Raw genomic sequence first — 17,803 nt, forward strand, 5'->3', positions numbered from 1 at the left:
CGCGGGGTCCTACGCCTTGGGGGCGTCGGCGGCCGGGGTGGCGGCGGCCGGCTCGGGGGCTTCCTGGAAGTCGACGCGCCCCATGTGCTTGCTCATCGACTTCATCAGGCCCCACACGCCGAGGGCGAGGGCGGCGAACACGACGAACCCCAGGAGTCCGGGGGTCACCTTGTTCTTGTCGAAGGTGTCGGCGGCCAGCGGGAGGAGCTGGGTGACTGCGGCCTGCGTAGCGCTCATGGCTACACATTCTCCCGGATGCCCGCGAAGAGGTCGGACTCGGGGAGGGAGGTGTTGACGAGCGACTTGGCGAGCTCGTACTCCTCGGTGGGCCAGACCTCCTTCTGGATCTCCATCGGGACGCGGAACCAGCCGCCGTCCGGGTCGATCTGCGTGGCGTGCGCGATGAGGGCCTTGTCGCGGATCTCGAAGAAGTCGGAGCACGGGACGTGCGTGGTGAGGGTGCGCTCGGTGCGCTCGAACTCCTTCCAGCGCTCCAGCCACTCGCCGTAGGGGGATTCCAGGCCGCGGGCGAGGAGCGCCTCGTGGAGCGCGATGGTGCGCGGCTTGTTGAAGCCCTGGTTGTAGTAGAGCTTCTGCGGCTGGTACGGGGCGCCGTACTCGGCCTCCGGGTACTTCTCGGTGTCGGCCGCGCCGTCGAAAGCCACCATCGTGATCTTGTGGGTCATGATGTGGTCGGGGTGCGGGTAGCCGCCGTTCTCGTCGTAGGTGGTGATGACCTGCGGCTTGAAGGCGCGGATCTTCTTCACCAGCTCGCCGGCGGCCTCGTCCACGTCCGCGAGGGCGAAGCAGCCCTCGGGCAGCGGCGGCAGCGGGTCGCCCTCGGGGAGGCCGGAGTCGACGTAACCGAGCCATTCCTGCTCGACGCCGAGGATCTCGCGGGCCTCGTCCATCTCCCTGGCGCGCACCTCGTGGATGTTCTCCTCGATGTACTTGTCGCCCTGGAGCTTGGGGTTCAGCACGGAGCCGCGCTCGCCGCCGGTGCAGGTGACCACGAGCACCGGCACCCCCTCGGATACGTACTTGGCCATCGTGGCCGCGCCCTTGCTCGACTCGTCGTCGGGGTGGGCATGGACGGCCATCAGTCGAAGCTGCTCGGTCAAGACAGGATCCTCTGCGATTCGGCGCGACGGTCAGCCTCTATATTGACCGAATCGGGGGAGGGAAAATTCCTGGGTGTGCCACCCCTTCCCGACGAGAGGATTCGATCATGAGCGCGGTGCGCGAAGGGCTTCCCGAGGGCCGGTACGGACGGTCGGCGGACGAGCGCGCGGACCGGAAGCTGAAGGTCGTCGGGTCGCTGCTCGGGGTCGGACTGCTGGCCGTGGTCGGCTGGATCGGCTGGGACTACGTCGGCGGGCAGAGCGTCAGCGCCGAGGTGATCAAGTTCCAGATCGTCTCCGACAGCGAGGTCCAGGTGCACCTGGAGATCCGCAAGGAGGCCTCGGTCACCGGTGTGTGCACCCTGAGTTCCCAGGACGAGGAGCACGGCGAGGTGGGCCGGGCCGACTTCACGTTCGGGCAGGCGGAGGAGCGGGTGGACGAGATGGTCACCCTGAAGACCACGGGCCGCGCCACGATGGTGGAGCTCGTGGGCTGCCAGCCGGCGGGTAGCGCCGGCTGAAACCGCGGACCGGTACGCGGGCCCGTGCGCGGGCCTGTGGAAGCCCGGGCCCGCGGAAACAGACCCGGGCGCCGGGCCCGGGGCTCCGTCTTTGATCATGACCATGCCCGTTGCCTAGCATGTGCACGCCATCCCCCGTGCCAGGTCCAGCCGACGGAAGACACCCATGCGCCTCCAGCGGATACTCGCCGCCACCGCAGCCCTCGCCTCGCTCACGGTCCTCGCCACCGCCTGCGAGGACCCCGCCAAGCCGCCACCGCCGGGGGCCGGCCCGGCCGCGAACGCCACGGCCTCCGCCCAGGCCTCCCCCGCGGCCACCGGCTCCGCGCCCGCCACGCTGGCCGGGGCGCAGGCGCACGTACAGAAGTACACCTCCTGCGAGAACCTGAGCACCGACCCCAACGACCGCCGGGTTCCGCTGAGCGGCTTCATCGGCGTCGGGGACTGGTCCATCACGGAGCGCGGCGTCTGCACGGACAAGAAGGCACGGGGCGAGATCGTCCTCTTCCTGACCCCGGACATGAAGGCCTTCCAGCAGGCCGCCAAGGACCACGCCGCGAAGCTGATCGCCGAGGGCCGCGAGGAGCACGACCTCGCCAGCCGCACGGTCGTGGGCAAGACCTTCGCGCTGACCGCGCTGAAGACCGCCACCGCCGTGTCCCTGGTCGACCCTGCCGGATCCGACCTGCGCATCCTGAGCTGCAACCCCAACGTCTATGTGCCGGAGGGCTTCAAGAAGGAGAAGGCCCTGGTCGAGGGGTGTGTCCTCACCGACTACGTCAACAGTGCCGACGGGCAGGGCAGCCCGTTCCGCGGGCCGGTCCGCGACCCCGCCACCGAGCGGACGGCGGGAGCCGAGAAGCCGGGCCAGCCGGCCACGGGCAGCCTGGGCCTGCCGAGCGCCGGCAGCATCGAAGAGCTGAGGAAGCTCGTGGGCCAGGGCGGGGTCGACTGCACGCGCATGACCGTCACCGACGAGCACGTCGAGTCGATCGACTACCAGCCGGTCGTCGACGGCGAACCCCGCTCCTGGGGGATCGGCAAGCGGGCCGTCTGCGGCCAGCTCGGCGGGGAGCGGCGCGCGCACGACCTGAACTGGCTGAACACGGTCTCCGACATGAAGACCCTCCAGGCCAAGGCCAAGACGGCCCAGCTGGCCGACCTGCGGGCAGGCCGGCCGCGGGCCACCAAGAGCAAGCTGCTGGTCGGTACGAACATCGCCGTGGAGACCAACAGCGAGAGCCTGCGCCACGGGCTCTACCAGCTCCAGTTCCTCTCCCTGAACTGCGAGGCCGGCTTCACCGCGCCGGCCGGGTACCGGCTGGAGAAGGCTCAGGTCGAGGGCTGCGTCCTGACCAACTTCGAGCGCTGACGCGCGGGCGCCGGCCGAGGTGACAGACGGCGGCCCGGGGCGTGCGCGGCCCGCCCCGGGCGGGGTGGACTGGGGTGTTCCGCCATCCGAGCGCCAGGAGCCGCCATGTCACTCTTCATCCCGGACTTCGACGACGCCGTGGTCGTACGCGCCGCCGACGCCGAGGAGATCCGGTTCGGGCCCGACTCCGCCGTCCGGCTCCTGGCCGACAGTCCGGCCGCCGGCGGGGCCCTCTCCAGCATGCGCGTGACCCTGGGCGAGGGCTCCGACGGCGCCCGCCCGCACCACCACGGCCGGTCCGCCGAGATGTTCTACGTGATCGACGGGACGGCTCAACTGCTGGCCGGCGACAAGGTGGTCACGGCCGGGGCCGGGGACGTCGTCATCGTGCCGCCGGGACAGCAGCACGCCTTCGCCGCCGCCCCCGGGGAGACCGCCGAGATGCTGGTGGTCATCACCCCGGGGGTGGAGCGGTTCGAGTACTTCCGCCACCTGGAGCGCATCCGGTACGGGACGGTGCCGCCGGAGAGCCTGCTGGAGGTCCAGGAGCTGTACGACTCGTATTTCGGGACCAGCACCGTCTGGGAGGCCGCGCGCGCCCCCCGGGTGCAATGACACACTTCATACGCAGGGTGTCCTCCCCCTTTTCTTCCCGAATTGTTAGGCTCGTGGTTTCGCCCGCCGCTGGCGGCCAAGTAGTCCCCTGTACCGACGAGGAGCACCCGTGACCCAGACGAGCGAGAGCGTCACCTGGCTGACCCAGGCGGCGTACGACCAGCTGAAGGCCGAGCTGGACTACCTCTCTGGTCCCGCCCGCACGGAGATCGCCATGAAGATCGCGGCTGCCCGCGAGGAGGGCGACCTGCGCGAGAACGGCGGTTACCACGCGGCCAAGGAGGAGCAGGGCAAGCAGGAACTGCGGGTGCGCCAGCTCACGCAGCTCCTGGAGAACGCCAAGGTCGGCACGGCCCCCGCCTCGGAAGGCGAGGTCGCGCCGGGCACCCTCGTCACGATCGCTTTCGACGGCGACGAGGACGACACCCTGGAGTTCCTGCTGGCCTCCCGCGAGTACGCGTCCGACGACTTCGAGACCTACTCGCCGCAGTCCCCGCTGGGCGCCGGCGTGAACGGCAAGAAGGTCGGCGACGACGCCCAGTACGAGCTGCCGAACGGCAAGAAGGCCACGGTCAAGATCCTGGCCGTCAAGCCCTTCACCGGCTGATCACCCTTTGACACGAACACGTACGAGCCCCCGCCGGACAGGTCCGTCGGGGGCTCGTGTGCGATGTGTGGGTCCCGGGGCTCAGGCGGTCGGAGCCCCCGGGCTCAGGCCATGATCCGGTATCCCGCGCCGTGCAGGGAGCGGGCGACCTCCGCGCAGTGCTCGGGCCCCTTCGTCTCCAGGTGCAGCTCCACCTCGACCTCGGTCAGCCCGAGCCGCGGGTCCGTGCGTACGTGGCTGACGTCCTGCACGTTGGCGTCCACCGTCGACAGCACCGCCAGCAGCCCCGCCAGCGCCCCCGGCCGGTCCGCGACCCGCAGCCGCAGCGACAGGTAACGGCCCGCCGCCGCCATGCCGTGCCGCAGGATCCGCTGGAGCAGCAGCGGGTCCACGTTGCCGCCGGACAGTACGGCGACCACCGGCCCGCTCCCGTACAGCTCCGGCTCGCTCAGCAGGGCCGCCACGGTGCTGCACCCGGCGGGCTCCACCACCAGCTTGGCCCGCTCCAGGCACAGCAGCAGGGCGCTGGACAGGGCGTCCTCGGACACGGTCCGTACGTCGTCCAGCAGCTCCCCGATGATCGCGAAGGGGACGTCCCCGGGGCGGCCGACCTTGATGCCGTCCGCCATCGTGTTCGGGTTGTCGATCGACACGGGGTGCCCGACCCGCAGTGACGGCGGGTACGCGGCGGCCCCCTCCGCCTGTACGCCGACCACCTTCACGTCCGGGCGCAGCGCCTTGACCGCCACGGCGATGCCGGCGGCGAGCCCGCCGCCGCCGATGCCGACGAGGATCGTGCGCACCTCGGGGCACTGCTCCAGGATCTCCAGGCCCACCGTGCCCTGGCCGGCGATGATGTCGCGGTGGTCGAAGGGGTGGATGAACACCGCCCCGGTGCGGTCGGCGTACTCCTGGGCGGCGGCGAGGGTCTCGTCGACGACCTGGCCGTGCAGGCGCACTTCGGCGCCGTACTCCTGGGTGGCGGCCACCTTGGGCAGCGGGGCCCCGACCGGCATGAACACGGTGGAACGGACCCCGAGCAGGGAGGAGGCCAGCGCCACGCCCTGGGCGTGGTTGCCCGCGCTGGCCGCGACGACTCCGGCGGCGCGCTGCTCGGGGCGCAGGCCCGCGATGCGCACGTACGCTCCGCGCAGCTTGAAGGAGCCGGTGCGCTGGAGGTTCTCGCACTTGAAGTGGACGGGGGAGCCCGTGAGGGCCGACAGGTGCCGGCTGCCCTCCATCGGCGTCACCCTGGACACGCCCGACAGCATCTTCTGGGCCCCCCGGACGTCGTCGAGGATGACCTGCGGGACGGGCACGGGCACGCGGTAGTTCATGCGGCCAGTCTCGCAGCCCGCGGGGGCCCCGGCTCAGGGACGGACGCGGCCCCCGGGCGTGGGGGGACGCCGCGCCGGGACCGCACCGGGGCGGCGGGGAGAGTGCACAAGGGCCGCACGAGGGGCGGAATCCGGCCATGCGGGACAGTCCCCCCACGGCCGCGGCCGGGGGCCGTATCAGTTGTCAAACGCGGCGTACGAGCCGACGCGGGGCCGCGTACTCTGTCCCCCATCCCTGTCGGCCCCATGCGAAGAGAGCCCACGGCCATGCCCTCGATCCCGGCCAGTTCCGACCTGCCCGCGGCGGCCGAAGCGCCCGCCGGAGCGGGACTCCTCGACGCGCTCCAGCACCAGGTGGCCGTCTTCGCCCGACGGGCCGAGCAGACCCGCCTGGGCGGTGTCGGCCAGGCCCGCAACTCGATGGACCGCGCCGCGTACCTGCTGCTGAACCGGCTCGACCTGGAAGGCCCGATGGGGGTGAAGGCCCTCGCGGGCGGGATGGGCATCGACTCGTCCACCGTCACCCGCCAGGTCGCCCCGCTCGTCGACAGCGGCCTGGTCAAGCGCACCTCGCACCCCGAGGACGGCCGGGCCGTGGTGCTGGCGCTGTCGCCGCGCGGCCTGGCCCGCCTGGAGGAGGTCCGCTCCTCCAGGCGCGAGCTGATGGCCCGGGTGACGGAGGGCTGGTCGGAGGAGGAGCGCGAGGTGTTCACCGCGCTGCTGACCCGCTTCAACGGCTCGCTGTCGGAGCTGATGTCCGCCGTCTCCGAGGGCGGCCCGGCCTCCTGAGCCGGCCGGCGCCCGCGCCGCTCCCCCACCCGCCGCCGCCCCGCCGCCTCACCGACGCTGACAACGCCGTGTCCGACCCCTTGACCGGGGTGGTGGCACCGGCCGCACCATGGGTGCCGTGGACCGGCGCTCGGGGCGGGATGCGGAGTTCGAGGCCTTCGTCGCGGGCGCGGCGGGGCGGCTGCTGCACGTCGCCGCCCTGCTGACGGCCGAACCCCCGGACGCGGCGCCCGCCGCCCGGCGCGTCCTCGCGGGCGCGCTGGCCCGTACGTACGCGCACTGGGCGCGGCTGCGCGACGACGACCCGTACGACCACACCCGCGCCGAGCTGTGCGCCGCGTACGCCCGCACCGCCCGCCGGCTGCCCCGCGGCGGCGGTGTCCTCGCACCGCTGGGCCCGCTGGAGCGGCTGGTGCTGGTGATGCGGATCTACGAGGGTGTCGCGGAGGAGGTCACGGCCGCGCAGCTGGGGCTGCCGCCGGAGCGGGTCGAGTCCGTGTGCAACCGGGCGGTGGCCCTGCTGCGCTCGGCGGCCGCGGCGGAGGCGGCATGAGCCCCCTCGACCGCAAGGAGGCCCAGGTCAGGCAGCTGCTCGACGGCCCGCATCCGACGGTGCCCGCCGGTCTGGCGGCGGCTGCGCGGACGCACGGCAGGCGGCTGCTGCGCCGCCGGCGGGCGCTGCGCCGGTTCGGCTGGGCGCTGCTGTGGGCGGCGGCGGCGGCGTTCACGGTGTGGGCGGCGCTGACGCGGCCCTGGGCCGTCCCGCCGAGCGAGGTCTCGCCGCCCCTGGAGGGCTGGTGACCTCCAGGGGCGGGCTGGTCCCGGCCGTGCCGGGGTGCCGTGACGGCAGGACCTGGCCGAGGATCTAGCCGAGGGCCTGGGTGAGGTCCGCGACGAGGTCGTCGGCGTTCTCGATGCCGACGGAGACACGGATCAGGTCCGCGGGGACCTCCAGCGCCGAGCCGGCCACCGAGGCGTGGGTCATCCGGCCCGGGTGCTCGATGAGGGACTCGACGCCGCCGAGGGACTCGGCCAGGGTGAAGATCCTGGTGCGGCCGCAGACCGCGACGGCCTCCTCCTCGCCGCCGGCGACCTGGAAGGAGACCATGCCGCCGAAGTTGCGCATCTGCTTGGCGGCGATCTCGTGGCCCGGGTGCTCGGGCAGGCCCGGGTAGAGGACCTTGGTGACCTTCGGGTGACGCTTGAGCGCCTCCACGATCCTCGCCGCGTTCTCCGCGTGCCGGTCCATCCGCACGGCCAGCGTCTTGATGCCGCGCAGCACGACCCACGAGTCGAACGGTCCGGCGACGGCGCCCATCGCGTTCTGGTGGTAGGCCAGTTCCTCGCCCAGGGCCTCGTCGGCCGTGACGAGGGCGCCGCCGACGACGTCGGAGTGGCCGCCCATGTACTTGGTCAGCGAGTGCACGACCACGTCGGCGCCGAGCGCCAGCGGCTGCTGGAGGTAGGGGGAGGCGAAGGTGTTGTCCACGACCAGCCTGGCGCCGGCGTCCCGCGCGATCTGGGCGACCATCGCGATGTCGGTGATGCCCAGCAGCGGGTTCGAGGGGGTCTCGACCCAGATGACCTTGGTCTTCGGGGTGAGGGCGGCGCGGACCGAGTCCGCGTCGGAGGTGTCGGCCACCGACCACTCCACGCCCCAGCGGGAGACGACCTTGGCGAAGAGCCGGAACGTGCCGCCGTAGGCGTCGTTCGGGATGACCACGTGGTCGCCCGGGGAGAGCAGCGTACGCAGCAGGCAGTCCTCGGCGGCGAGCCCGGACGCGAAGGCGAGGCCGCGCCGGCCGCCCTCCAGCGCCGCGAGGTTCTCCTCCAGCGCGGTCCGGGTCGGATTGGCGCTGCGGCTGTACTCGTAGCCGCCGCGCAGTCCGCCCACGCCGTCCTGCTTGTAGGTGGACACCTGGTAGATGGGCGGTACGACCGCACCGGTCTGCGGGTCCGCCGTGTTGCCCGCGTGGATCGCGCGGGTCTCGAAGCTCTGGTGCTCGTGGCTGTCGTCGCTCATGAGGCAGATGCTATGCCCCGTCAGCGCCGGGGTCCTCTCCTGGACCGGCCCCGCACGGGCCCGGTGCGCGGCACCCGCCGTTGGCCATTCGGCCGCCCGGTCTGGTTCGCTTGGCGGTATGGAGATTATCTCGGTCCTGATGGGGCTCGCCCTGGTCGCCCTCTTGGTCTGGTCGTTCACACGGGCCCGGCGCGACGGGGGGCTGCGCCTGGTCACCCCGGGCAGCCCCGATGCCGCCGACCCCGCGGACTACGGGTTCGTACGCCAGGAGGAGCTGGACATCCGGGTGCCCGGCCCCGACCAGGACCTGATGGACGCCCTGGAGAACGTCCAGCGCACCGGCCACTGGCAGGCCGCGTCCGCCCTGCTCGCCGGCACCCCGAAGGACGGCGAGCGGCGCTGGCAGCGCGTGCAGGCCTTCGGCGGCGCGGCGGCGCTGGACCTGGCGCAGCGGCCGGGGGCGGGCGCGTCGTGGCTGAAGGCCTGGCGGCTCGAGGCGGAGAAGGACGCGGGCGGCGCACAGGTCCACGCGGAGCTGCTGGTGCAGCAGGCCTGGCGGTCCTCCGGCGGGGTGGGCTCGCACGACCACCGGATCATCCTGGAGGAGGCGCGCGAAGCCTGCCGCAAGGCGTCGCTGCTGTCGCCCGGCGACCCGGTCCCCGTCATCACGGAGCTCGCCGTCGCCCGCGGCCTCGGCTACTCGGAGGCGGAGTTCGACGCGCTGTGGGCCCGGGTGATCGACGTGGCCCCGGCGCACATGGGCGCCCACCTGGCCGCCCTGCACTACTGGTGCGAGAAGTGGCACGGCTCGCGGGAGAAGGCCGACGCCTTCGCGCAGGCGGCCGCCGCCCGCGCGCCACAGGGCTCGCTGCTGGCGGCGCTGCCGCTGTTCTCGGTGTACGAGAACATGCCCGACACGGTCCTGGTCAGCGACTTCGGGCGCACCGCGGTCGTCTCGCGGGCGCTGGAGGGGGCCCTGTACGCGGTGCACCAGGCGCGGGCGGACGACCCGATGCTGGCGCACGTACGGCACCTGCTGCTGTGGTTCCTGGTGGGCACGGGCCGCTGGGCGGAGGCCATGGAGCAGGTCCGGCACATCGACGGCTACGTGGGCGCCCTGCCCTGGTCGGCCTCGGAGGACCCGGCGGCCGCGTACGCGGTGGCCCGGGCCATGGCGGTGGCCGGCTACGAGGCCAACGGCGGCTCCCCGGCGACGCTGCCGCACTGACCCGCGGCACGGGGCGGACGGCCGCGTCCGCCCCCGGCCGCTCCCCCACCGGCACCCCCGCTCGCGGGCCGTCGGTGCCGGGCCATAAGGTGCGCGTGAACATTGCATCATGTGCGCGTCAACAAAGCGCACCATTCCTGGGGGACCCCTTCCACATGGGCGCTTCGCTGCGCGCTCTGCGCGCCCTCGTCCTGCTCGCCGGCTTCTATCTGCTCGGCGTCATCCTGCTCGCCCTGCTCGCACTCGCCGACTGGGCCACTTTCACCTGGCTGCACGGCCCCGTCGCGGGGAAGATCGTCATCGTGTCGGTGGTCCTCGCCGTCCCGATCGTGCGCGGCATGTTCATGCTCCGCACCCCCAAGGAGGACCCGCTCCCCGGCGTCCCCGCCACCGAGGCCCGGGAGCCCGCCCTGTGGCGGACGGTCCGCGACGTCGCCGACCAGGTCGGCACCCGCGCCCCCGACGAGATCATCCTGATCGACGAGGTCAACGCGGCCGTCGCCGAGGACGCCCGGCTGCTCGGCCTGCGGTCCGGCACCCGCCGCCTGTACCTCGGCCTGCCCCTGATGACGGGTCTGGACGAGATGCAGCTGCGCGCCGTGCTCGCCCACGAGATGGGCCACTACGCCAACCTCGACACCCGCCTCACCCCGCTGATCGCCCGCGGCCGCGCCCAGCTGATCCGCACCATCGGCCACTTCCACGACCGCGCCGCCAACACGGAGGCCAAGGAGCGCGCCAAGCAGGAGAAGCGCGCCGGGAAGCGGCTCGCCAAGGGCAAGAAGGCCAAGGACATCGACACCGGCGGCGCGGGCGTCACCTACCGCACCATGGCGAAGATCTACACCGCCTACGCCGAGTTCTACATGCGCGCCACCCTCTCCTCCGCCCGCCGCCAGGAGCTGGCCGCCGACCTCGCCTCCGTCCGCGTCGCGGGCCGCGACTCCGCCGCCTCCGCACTGCGCGAACTGAACGCCATCGGCTCCGCGCACGACTTCTACATGAGCTCGTACGCCACCCTCGGCGTCGGCGCCGGCCTGCTGCCGCGCCCCGGCCAGGTCTTCGGCGGGCTCCGGCAGCTCCTCGACGCCCGCTCCGCCGAGCTGGAGGACCTGCGCCGCGAGCTGTCCACCGAGCCCGCCTCCCCGTACGACTCCCACCCCGCGCTCGCCGAGCGCGTGGCCCGCATCGAGGCCCTGCCCGACGACGGCCGCGCCGGCCAGGCGGCCCGCCCGGCCCTGGAGCTGCTGTCCTCCCCGCAGGAGGCGCTGGCCGCGCTGGAACAGGCGGTCCTCACCCCCGAGGCCCTCGCGCTGACCCGCCTGGACTGGGAGGACCTCGTCCACCAGTCGATGACCACGTACGCCGGCCGGAACGCGCAGGAGGTCGGCGAGGCCCTCGCCGCCGAGGGCGCGGGCCCCGGCCTCGCCGCCTTCCTCGACGCGGTCGACGCCGACCCGGCGGTGCGCTGGCGGATCGCCGACCGCTTCCCGAAGTCGGAGGAGGCGCAGGCCGCGACCGGCCGCACGGCCCGCGAGTTCGCCCGGCCCGTCGTCCGGCGCGCCCTCGGCCGGCTGGTCACCGTGGAACTGCTCGCCCGCGGCGCCGCCCGCTGGCAGCTGTCCTGGTCGGACTCCGCCGCTCTCTCCTACCCCGTTCCCGGTTTCGAGGACGAGCTCGGCCCCGCCCTCGACGCGGCCGTCGCCGACGTGCCCGACACCGAACTCCTGCGAAAGCTGGTTCTCGCGCCGTGACCTTCGTACTGATCGCCCTCGGTGCCCTGCTGCTGGCCGTCGCCTGCTGGGTCCTGCGCGGGGTGTACCTCATCCGCAAGGCCAAGCGCCTGGAGGCCGAGATCGGCGCCCTGGACGCGCGGGCCGAGGCCGACGAAGCCACGGAGGAGGCCCGCAAGGCGGCTGCCGTCGTCGCGCTGGGCTTCGTCGCGGAAGCCGACCTCGACACCGACCACCCGGCGCCGGTCCCGGCCGAGCGCCTCGCCGTCCTGGAGGCCGTCCGGTCGGGCGACTGGGAGGCGGCGGCCGCGTACGTCGAGGCCGCCGGGAAGGACTGGCAGGAGCGGCTGGAGCGGGTGCGCCCGCTGGCCGAGGCGGCCGCCGAGGACGACGCGTGGCTGCTGGCCTGGCGCGCCGCCCGGCCCGGCGACCCCACGGCGGCGCTCGTCAACGCCGACACCAGCGTGATGGTGGCCTGGAACGTGCGCGGCAGCCAGTCCGGCAGCCGCACCACGCAGGAACAGTTCCGGCTCTTCCACCAGCTGCTGACCAAGGCCCAGGCCGACGCGCACGAGGCGCAGGAGCTGGCCGACCCCGCGGACCCCGCCCCGTACGTCGTCGAGCAGGCCATCGGCATGGGCCTGGGCTACTCGCACGAGCGCTACCGGGAGCTGTGGGAGCGGATCACCGAGCGCGCCCCGAGGCTGCTGTGGTCGCACGTCGCGGGCCTGCAGTACTGGTGCGCGAAGTGGCAGGGCTCGCACGAGCTGGCCATGGCCTTCGCCCGCGCCTCGGCCGCCGCCGGCGAGCCGGGCGACCTGCTCACCCTGCTCCCCCTCATGGCCCACTTCGAGCAGGAGACCTACGAGGACGACCTCCTGCCGGAGACGTACTACAAGGAGCCGGAGATCGTCGCCGCGGCCGACGCGGCGCTCGCCGACCTGGCCGCCGCCGGCAACGAGCACCCCGGGACCCCGCGGATGCGGCACATGCTGGCCTACCTGCTGTTCTGGCAGGACCGGGACGCGGAGGCGGTCGAGCAGTTCCGCCACGTCGACGGGTACATCGGCGCCGCGCCGTGGACGTACGCCGGGTCGCCGAAGAAGCGCTACCTGTACGCCCGCGACTGGGCGGTCGGCGTGACCACGCCGGAGCGGTAACCGCGCCGCGTCAGCGGAACGGAAGGGGGCGGGCCGGGGAATCCCCGCCCGCCCCCGACCGTTGTCCCTCCCACAAGGAGGGAATCCATGTTCTCGTACCGCCGCACGCCCGAGCTCCCCACCCGCGAGGAAGCCCTCAAGGGCCGCGCCGAAGCACCGTTCTCGCTGCCCGAGCGCCACACCGTCCTCGGCAACCCGCTGTCCGGCCCCTACCCGGAAGGCCTGGAGGTCGCCGACTTCGGCCTGGGCTGCTTCTGGGGCGCCGAGCGCACGTTCTGGCAGACCCCCGGGGTGTGGACCACCCTGGCCGGCTACCAGGGCGGCTACACCGAGAACCCGCTGTACGAGGAGGTGTGCTCCGGCGGGACCGGCCACACCGAGGTCGTCCGCGTGGTCTTCGACCCGGCCCGGGTCTCCTACGAAGCCCTCCTGAAGCTGTTCTGGGAGTCCCACGACCCCACCCAGGGCTTCCGCCAGGGCAACGACGTCGGCACCCAGTACCGCTCGGCCGTCTACACCCACTCCCCCGCCCACCAGGCAGCCGCCGAGGCCTCCCGCGCGGCGTACCAGAAGGTCCTCACGTCCTCCGGCTACGGCGAGATCACCACGGCCGTCCTCCCCGCGGCGGACCGCCCCTTCTGGCCGGCGGAGCCGTACCACCAGCAGTACCTCGACCGCAACCCCGGCGGCTACTGCGGCATCGGCGGCACCGGTGTCTCCTGCCCGATCGGCGTGGCCCCGGCGGGGTGATCCCCCGCGCGCCGGCCGGGCCGGGGGTCAGATAGTCGAGGCGTCGATGACGAAGCGGTAGCGGACGTCGCCGGCCAGGACGCGTTCGTACGCCTCGTTGACCTCCTCGGCGCGGATCACCTCGACCTCCGAGCCCAGGCCGTGCCGCGCGCAGAAGTCCAGCATCTCCTGGGTCTCGGCGATGCCGCCGATCATCGACCCGGCGAGGGTCCTGTTGCCGCCGATGACGGAGAACAGGTTCAGCTCCACCGGCTCCTCGGGGGCGCCCACGTTCACGAGTGCGCCGCCCACCCGCAGCAGGGACAGGTATCGGTCCAGGGCGAGCGGCGCCGAGACCGTGGACAGGATCAGGTCGAAGCTGCCCTTCAGCTCCTCGAAGGTGGCCCCGTCGCTCGTCGCGTAGAAGCGGGAGGCGCCCAGCTTCAGGCCGTCGTCCTTCTTGCGCAGCGACTGGGACAGGACGGTCACCTCCGCGCCGAGCGCGGCGGCGATCTTCACGCCCATGTGGCCGAGCCCGCCGAGGCCGACGACCGCGACCTTCTTGCCGGGGCCCGCCTGCCAGTGCCGCAGCGGCGAGTACAGGGTGATGCCGGCGCACAGCAGCGGCGCGGCGACGTCGAGGGAGAGGCCCTCGGGGATGCGGACGGCGTAGTTCTCGTCGACGACGAGGTGCGTGGAGTAACCGCCGTAGGTGGGCTCGCCGTTGCGGTCGAGGGCGTTGTACGTGCCGGTCGCGCCCTTCACGCAGTGCTGTTCCTGACCGGCCAGGCAGTACTCGCACTCCCGGCAGGAGTCGACCATGCAGCCGACGCCCACCCGGTCGCCGACCGCGAACCTGGAGACGCCCGGGCCGACTTCGGTGACCACACCGGCGACCTCGTGGCCCGGGACCATCGGGAAGATGCCCTCGCCCCAGCCGTCGCGGGCCTGGTGGATGTCGGAGTGGCAGATGCCGGCGTACTTGACCTCGATGAGTACGTCGTGCTCGCCGACCGGGCGGCGCGGGATCGTGGTGCGCTCCAGCGGGGCCTTGGGGGCGGGGGCGGCGTAGGCGGCTGCCTGGGTGACGGACATGGGTGCTCTCCTCGGACGAGGACGCCGGGGGGCCGCGCCGCGTGGTGCGGGCGGCGCGTGCCGTGGCGTCCGTTCTGCGATGGCCCCCACGATGCCCCGGTCCGTGCGGCGCACCCAGCCCCCTGCTGAGCCTAGGACTGCCGGACCTACCCCTGGCGGGGTCAGGATGAGCTCCGTTCCCGGCGCTCCCGGCGGGGATACTTGCGGTATGGACCAGCTTGATCAGCGAGCCGAACTCGGGGACTTCCTGCGCAGCTGCCGCGCGCGGCTGCGCCCCGCCGACGTGGGCCTGCCCGACCACGGCCGGCGCCGCCGGGTGCCCGGTCTGCGGCGCGAGGAGCTGGCGCAGCTGGCCGGGGTGTCGGTGGCGTACTACACGCGGCTGGAGCAGGGGCACGGGCAGAACGTGTCGGCGGAGGTGCTCGACGCCATCGCGCGGGCGCTGCGCCTGAGCGGTACCGAGTCGGCGCACCTGAACCACCTGGCGAGCCCCCGTACCCGCCGGCGCGGCCGCTCCGCCCGCCCGCAGCAGGTCCGGCCGGAGCTGCGCACGCTGCTGGCCGCGATGGAGGGCGTACCGGCGTACCTGGTGGGGCGGCGGCAGGACGTGATCGGCTGGAACCCGCTCGCGGCGGCGGTCTTCGGGGACTTCGGGGCGCTGCCCGTGGCGGAGCGGAACCTGGTGCGGCTGGTGTTCCTGGACGGGGCGACGGCCGAGCTGTACGCGGACTGGGAGTGCCGGGCGTGCGAGGTGGTCAGCAACCTGCGCCTCTACGCGGGCCAGCACCCGGACGACGAGCGGCTGTCGGCGCTGGTCGGGGAACTGTCGGTGAAGAACGAGGAGTTCCGCCGGCTGTGGGCGGCGCACACCGTGGCGGACAAGACGCACGGGGTGAAGCGGCTGCGGCACCCGATCGTGGGCGAGCTGGAGCTGGCCTTCGAGACGCTGACGCTGCCCGACGACCCGGCGCAGTTCCTGGTGACGTACCACGCCGAGCCGGGCTCGCCGTCGGCGGACGCGCTGCGGCTGCTGTCGTCCTGGACGGCGCCGTCGCCGCTGTCGCCCCCACGGCCCGCCGAGGAGCGGGCGTAGGCCGCCGGGTTCACGGTTCCCGCCCCTCCGACGCCGGACGGCGGGGAGCCCCGTGGGCTCCCCGCCGTCCGTTACGTCTCGCGTGCCGTGCCGCGTCGGATCAGGCCGACGGACCGGCCTTCCACTCGGCCCAGGACATGTTCCAGCCGTTGAGGCCGTTGTCCGGCTTGATGGTCTTGTCCGGGGAGTTCACCACGGTGACGACGTCGCCGATGAGCGAGTTGTCGAAGAACCAGGCGCCGGGCTGGTTGGGGTCGTTGGCGCCCTTGGCGTCGTTCAGGCCGACACAGCCGTGGCTGGTGTTGACCTTGCCGAAGATCGAGTCGGCACCCCAGTAGTTGCCGTGGATGAAGGTGCCGGACGTGGACAGCCGCATCGCGTGCGGGACGTCCTTGATGTCGTACTCGCCCTTGCCCTCCTTGTTCGTGAAGCCGACGGTGGACCCGTCCATGCGGGTCTCCTTGAACTTCTCGGAGATCACCATCTGGCCGTTGTAGGTCGGGTTCTCGGGGGAACCGGCCGAGATGGGGATGGTCTTGAGGACCTGTCCGTCACGGGTGACCGTCATCGTCTTGGCCTTCACGTCGACGGTGGAGACCTGGCTCCGGCCGACCTTGAAGGTGACGGTCTTGTTCTGCGCGCCGACGATGCCGGGCGCGCCCTGCACGCCCTGGAGGGCGAGCTTCAGGGTGACGGTGGAGTTCGCCTGCCAGTACTGCTCGGGGCGGAAGTCGAGCCGCTGGTTGCCGAACCAGTGGCCGACGACCTCCTGGCCGCTGCTGGAGGTGACGCTGATGGCCGCCTGGACGGCCTTCTGGTCCTTGATCGGCTTGTTGAAGGTGATCGAGACCGGCATGCCCACGCCGACCGTCTCGCCGTCGTCCGGGACGAAGGAGCCGATGAAGCTGTTCTCCGGGGAGAGGGTGGTGAAGGAGGCGTTCTCGTGCGCCTCGCGCCCGGCCGCGTCCTTGGCGGTCGCCGTCAGGGCGTACTTCGTGGAGCGCTTCAGCGCGGCGTCGGGCTTCCAGCTCTTGCCGTCGCCGGCGATCTTGCCGGCGACGGGGGTGCCGTCCGAGCTCTTCAGCTCGACCTTGGTGAGCGTGCCGTCGCTGACGGCGACGTTCGTCCCGTCGTTCAGCGGGACGTTGGCCGAACCGTCCTTGGGCGTGATGGCTATTCGGGCCTTGGAGGCGTCCTTGGCCGCTGCCGCGTCGACCTCCGCCTGTGACTTGCCTGCCTCGGCGCTGCCCTGCGGCTTTTCGGCACCCCCGTCGTTGCAGGCCGAAAGCATCAGTACGCCACCGAGCACGGCGGACACGGCCACCAGGGACCTTCTCCGTCGCATGCTGTACGTCCTCACACGTCACTCCATCGTTGCCGGAAACCCCGGGCTGCTATCCCGGGGTCGGGCCGGGCAGGGGGCGACACCCCCTGCTCGTCCTGACAACGCGTTAACGACGCGGTTCGGTTCCACATTCCGTTCGAATGTGCGCAACCCCACGGTCAGGCGTTGTCGGCCCCTTCCTCGAAGTCTCCATCTTCCTCGTCGAGGTCCCACTCCAGGGAGTCGGGGTCGTATTCGACCGGTTCGCTGCTCCAGGAGGCCTGGGCCAGCTCGACGCCGGTGAGCTCCGCGACCAGGTCGGTGGGGTCGACGAGGTAGGCCAGCGCCTCCGCTTCGTCCTCCATGACGGCCGATTCCGCGTGCGCGCGCTCCTCGTCCGGCATGAACTCGTCGGCCTTGATGTGGGCGAGGGCCGCGCCGGTGAGGGCGTCGGAGTCCGACACCTCCAGCACCAAATCCACTCGAAGCCGTACGTATCGTGATTCATCAGAAGGGTTCATACGACGGAGAGTAAGCCCGCGACAGCCTCGACTTTCCCGCGACCCGCCCCTTTCACTAGCATCTGCGCACACGGCCAATTCGCTGCTTCCGCAAGGGGGATCGCACCGTGTCCGCACGTCGGCCTCTGCTCACCGCTCTCGGAGCGACCACCCTCCTCGCCGCCCTCTGGTTCGTCCCGTCGGCGAACGCCACCGCCCCCGGCCTGCCGGAGGGCACGTCGGGCGGCGCACCCGCCGCCGCCAACACCGGAACCGTCTCGGGCACCAGGAACGACCCCGGTGCGGGTACGGGAACCATCGCCGGTGTCTCCGGTGCCTCCGGCGTCACCGGTGTCTCCGGCGTCGCCGACGGGCGGCCCGCCGGTGTCACCGTCCTCTCGCTGGCCGACACCGGCAGCGTGGACACCACCCCGTACGTGCTGGGCGGCACCCTCTGCCTGGGACTCGGGGCGGGCTTCGTGACCTTCTCCGTACGCCGCTCCCGCAGCCTGTAGACACGGCGAAGGGCCGCACCCCCGGCGGGGTGCGGCCCTTG

General features: G+C 72.6%; 20 protein-coding genes. 13 read left to right on the plus strand and 7 right to left on the minus strand.

Annotation, left to right across the window (positions count from 1 at the left end; all coding sequences use genetic code 11):
- Positions 1 to 9: 9 nt before the first annotated feature.
- On the minus strand, positions 10 to 237 hold the full coding sequence (locus ACZ4WZ_RS18420; RefSeq protein ID WP_388934380.1) for a hypothetical protein: 228 nt from the start codon (positions 235 to 237) through the stop codon (positions 10 to 12).
- A 2-nt stretch (positions 238 to 239) separates the two neighbouring features.
- Positions 240 to 1,121 (minus strand): mycothiol conjugate amidase Mca, encoded by an 882-nt coding sequence (gene mca, locus ACZ4WZ_RS18425; RefSeq protein WP_388934382.1) that lies wholly within the window; start codon positions 1,119 to 1,121, stop codon positions 240 to 242.
- A gap of 107 nt (positions 1,122 to 1,228) precedes the next feature.
- On the opposite strand from mca, the gene ACZ4WZ_RS18430 reads away from it, so the two are divergent.
- The 4 genes from ACZ4WZ_RS18430 to greA all read left to right on the plus strand — a co-directional run bounded on the left by ACZ4WZ_RS18430 (position 1,229) and on the right by greA (position 4,236).
- Entirely contained in the window at positions 1,229 to 1,642 is a 414-nt protein-coding gene (locus tag ACZ4WZ_RS18430; protein WP_467891480.1) for a DUF4307 domain-containing protein, read from the plus strand.
- A gap of 166 nt (positions 1,643 to 1,808) precedes the next feature.
- Positions 1,809 to 3,014 (plus strand): hypothetical protein, encoded by a 1,206-nt coding sequence (locus tag ACZ4WZ_RS18435; RefSeq protein WP_467891482.1) that lies wholly within the window; start codon positions 1,809 to 1,811, stop codon positions 3,012 to 3,014.
- A 105-nt stretch (positions 3,015 to 3,119) separates the two neighbouring features.
- Positions 3,120 to 3,629: a cupin domain-containing protein gene (locus ACZ4WZ_RS18440; protein WP_467891484.1), complete on the plus strand. Its 510-nt coding sequence runs from the start codon at positions 3,120 to 3,122 to the stop codon at positions 3,627 to 3,629.
- Positions 3,630 to 3,738: 109 nt separating this feature from the next.
- A complete protein-coding gene (greA, locus tag ACZ4WZ_RS18445) occupies positions 3,739 to 4,236 on the plus strand; it encodes a transcription elongation factor GreA (RefSeq protein WP_467891486.1) in 498 nt (165 codons plus the stop codon).
- Between the two features lie 104 nt (positions 4,237 to 4,340).
- On the opposite strand, the gene ilvA is transcribed toward greA, so the two are convergent.
- A complete protein-coding gene (gene ilvA, locus ACZ4WZ_RS18450) occupies positions 4,341 to 5,573 on the minus strand; it encodes a threonine ammonia-lyase (protein WP_467891488.1) in 1,233 nt (410 codons plus the stop codon).
- Between the two features lie 267 nt (positions 5,574 to 5,840).
- Between ilvA and ACZ4WZ_RS18455 the strand changes: the two genes are divergently transcribed.
- From ACZ4WZ_RS18455 to ACZ4WZ_RS18465, 3 genes are all read left to right on the plus strand, one after another.
- Entirely contained in the window at positions 5,841 to 6,362 is a 522-nt protein-coding gene (locus ACZ4WZ_RS18455; protein ID WP_467891491.1) for a MarR family winged helix-turn-helix transcriptional regulator, read from the plus strand.
- A 109-nt stretch (positions 6,363 to 6,471) separates the two neighbouring features.
- Complete coding sequence (locus ACZ4WZ_RS18460) at positions 6,472 to 6,915, plus strand: RNA polymerase (protein WP_467891493.1); 444 nt, start codon at positions 6,472 to 6,474, stop codon at positions 6,913 to 6,915.
- Complete coding sequence (locus ACZ4WZ_RS18465) at positions 6,912 to 7,163, plus strand: hypothetical protein (RefSeq protein WP_467891495.1); 252 nt, start codon at positions 6,912 to 6,914, stop codon at positions 7,161 to 7,163. The genes ACZ4WZ_RS18460 and ACZ4WZ_RS18465 overlap by 4 nt, the downstream gene beginning before the upstream one ends.
- Before the next feature lie 64 nt (positions 7,164 to 7,227).
- Here the strand turns inward: ACZ4WZ_RS18465 and ACZ4WZ_RS18470 are convergent, their stop codons facing one another.
- The gene (locus tag ACZ4WZ_RS18470; protein WP_467891497.1) at positions 7,228 to 8,385 is read right to left on the minus strand and encodes a cystathionine gamma-synthase; all 1,158 of its coding nucleotides are present in this window, start codon (positions 8,383 to 8,385) and stop codon (positions 7,228 to 7,230) included.
- Positions 8,386 to 8,503: 118 nt separating this feature from the next.
- Between ACZ4WZ_RS18470 and ACZ4WZ_RS18475 the strand changes: the two genes are divergently transcribed.
- The 4 genes from ACZ4WZ_RS18475 (at position 8,504) to msrA (ending at position 13,256) form a co-directional block, all read left to right on the plus strand.
- Complete coding sequence (locus tag ACZ4WZ_RS18475; protein ID WP_467891499.1) at positions 8,504 to 9,613, plus strand: hypothetical protein; 1,110 nt, start codon at positions 8,504 to 8,506, stop codon at positions 9,611 to 9,613.
- Between the two features lie 155 nt (positions 9,614 to 9,768).
- Positions 9,769 to 11,367 carry a M48 family metalloprotease gene (locus ACZ4WZ_RS18480; protein WP_467891502.1) on the plus strand — a complete coding sequence of 533 codons (1,599 nt, stop codon included), beginning with the start codon at positions 9,769 to 9,771 and terminating at the stop codon, positions 11,365 to 11,367.
- Positions 11,364 to 12,506: a hypothetical protein gene (locus tag ACZ4WZ_RS18485; RefSeq protein WP_467891504.1), complete on the plus strand. Its 1,143-nt coding sequence runs from the start codon at positions 11,364 to 11,366 to the stop codon at positions 12,504 to 12,506. Before ACZ4WZ_RS18480 ends, ACZ4WZ_RS18485 begins: the two co-directional genes overlap by 4 nt.
- Before the next feature lie 87 nt (positions 12,507 to 12,593).
- Positions 12,594 to 13,256, plus strand: coding sequence for a peptide-methionine (S)-S-oxide reductase MsrA (gene msrA / locus ACZ4WZ_RS18490; RefSeq protein WP_467891506.1), 663 nt, complete (start codon positions 12,594 to 12,596; stop codon positions 13,254 to 13,256).
- A 27-nt stretch (positions 13,257 to 13,283) separates the two neighbouring features.
- On the opposite strand, the gene ACZ4WZ_RS18495 is transcribed toward msrA, so the two are convergent.
- Positions 13,284 to 14,330 carry an NAD(P)-dependent alcohol dehydrogenase gene (locus tag ACZ4WZ_RS18495; protein WP_467891508.1) on the minus strand — a complete coding sequence of 349 codons (1,047 nt, stop codon included), beginning with the start codon at positions 14,328 to 14,330 and terminating at the stop codon, positions 13,284 to 13,286.
- 208 nt (positions 14,331 to 14,538) lie between these two features.
- Here ACZ4WZ_RS18495 and ACZ4WZ_RS18500 point away from each other — a divergent pair, with 208 nt between their 5' ends.
- Positions 14,539 to 15,423: an MmyB family transcriptional regulator gene (locus ACZ4WZ_RS18500; protein ID WP_467891509.1), complete on the plus strand. Its 885-nt coding sequence runs from the start codon at positions 14,539 to 14,541 to the stop codon at positions 15,421 to 15,423.
- A 100-nt stretch (positions 15,424 to 15,523) separates the two neighbouring features.
- On the opposite strand, the gene ACZ4WZ_RS18505 is transcribed toward ACZ4WZ_RS18500, so the two are convergent.
- Positions 15,524 to 16,768: a L,D-transpeptidase gene (locus ACZ4WZ_RS18505; protein WP_467891511.1), complete on the minus strand. Its 1,245-nt coding sequence runs from the start codon at positions 16,766 to 16,768 to the stop codon at positions 15,524 to 15,526.
- A gap of 158 nt (positions 16,769 to 16,926) precedes the next feature.
- Positions 16,927 to 17,268, minus strand: a complete 342-nt coding sequence (locus ACZ4WZ_RS18510) for a hypothetical protein (RefSeq protein ID WP_467891513.1) — start codon at positions 17,266 to 17,268, stop codon at positions 16,927 to 16,929.
- A 107-nt stretch (positions 17,269 to 17,375) separates the two neighbouring features.
- Between ACZ4WZ_RS18510 and ACZ4WZ_RS18515 the strand changes: the two genes are divergently transcribed.
- A complete protein-coding gene (locus tag ACZ4WZ_RS18515) occupies positions 17,376 to 17,762 on the plus strand; it encodes a hypothetical protein (RefSeq protein ID WP_467891515.1) in 387 nt (128 codons plus the stop codon).
- The last annotated feature ends 41 nt before the right edge of the window (positions 17,763 to 17,803 follow it).

It is taken from the genome of Streptomyces sp. NPDC029122 (genome assembly GCF_055569445.1).

Coding starts and splice junctions, on each gene's coding strand:
- ACZ4WZ_RS18420 (WP_388934380.1), bottom strand. CDS start 237: ATGAGCGCTACGCAGGCCGCAGTCACCCAGCTCCTCCCGCTGGCCGCC.
- ACZ4WZ_RS18430 (WP_467891480.1), top strand. CDS start 1,229: ATGAGCGCGGTGCGCGAAGGGCTTCCCGAGGGCCGGTACGGACGGTCG.
- ACZ4WZ_RS18435 (WP_467891482.1), top strand. CDS start 1,809: ATGCGCCTCCAGCGGATACTCGCCGCCACCGCAGCCCTCGCCTCGCTC.
- ACZ4WZ_RS18440 (WP_467891484.1), top strand. CDS start 3,120: ATGTCACTCTTCATCCCGGACTTCGACGACGCCGTGGTCGTACGCGCC.
- ilvA (WP_467891488.1), bottom strand. CDS start 5,573: ATGAACTACCGCGTGCCCGTGCCCGTCCCGCAGGTCATCCTCGACGAC.
- ACZ4WZ_RS18455 (WP_467891491.1), top strand. CDS start 5,841: ATGCCCTCGATCCCGGCCAGTTCCGACCTGCCCGCGGCGGCCGAAGCG.
- ACZ4WZ_RS18460 (WP_467891493.1), top strand. CDS start 6,472: ATGGGTGCCGTGGACCGGCGCTCGGGGCGGGATGCGGAGTTCGAGGCC.
- ACZ4WZ_RS18465 (WP_467891495.1), top strand. CDS start 6,912: ATGAGCCCCCTCGACCGCAAGGAGGCCCAGGTCAGGCAGCTGCTCGAC.
- ACZ4WZ_RS18470 (WP_467891497.1), bottom strand. CDS start 8,385: ATGAGCGACGACAGCCACGAGCACCAGAGCTTCGAGACCCGCGCGATC.
- ACZ4WZ_RS18475 (WP_467891499.1), top strand. CDS start 8,504: ATGGAGATTATCTCGGTCCTGATGGGGCTCGCCCTGGTCGCCCTCTTG.
- ACZ4WZ_RS18480 (WP_467891502.1), top strand. CDS start 9,769: ATGGGCGCTTCGCTGCGCGCTCTGCGCGCCCTCGTCCTGCTCGCCGGC.
- msrA (WP_467891506.1), top strand. CDS start 12,594: ATGTTCTCGTACCGCCGCACGCCCGAGCTCCCCACCCGCGAGGAAGCC.
- ACZ4WZ_RS18495 (WP_467891508.1), bottom strand. CDS start 14,330: ATGTCCGTCACCCAGGCAGCCGCCTACGCCGCCCCCGCCCCCAAGGCC.
- ACZ4WZ_RS18500 (WP_467891509.1), top strand. CDS start 14,539: ATGGACCAGCTTGATCAGCGAGCCGAACTCGGGGACTTCCTGCGCAGC.
- ACZ4WZ_RS18505 (WP_467891511.1), bottom strand. CDS start 16,768: ATGCGACGGAGAAGGTCCCTGGTGGCCGTGTCCGCCGTGCTCGGTGGC.
- ACZ4WZ_RS18510 (WP_467891513.1), bottom strand. CDS start 17,268: ATGAACCCTTCTGATGAATCACGATACGTACGGCTTCGAGTGGATTTG.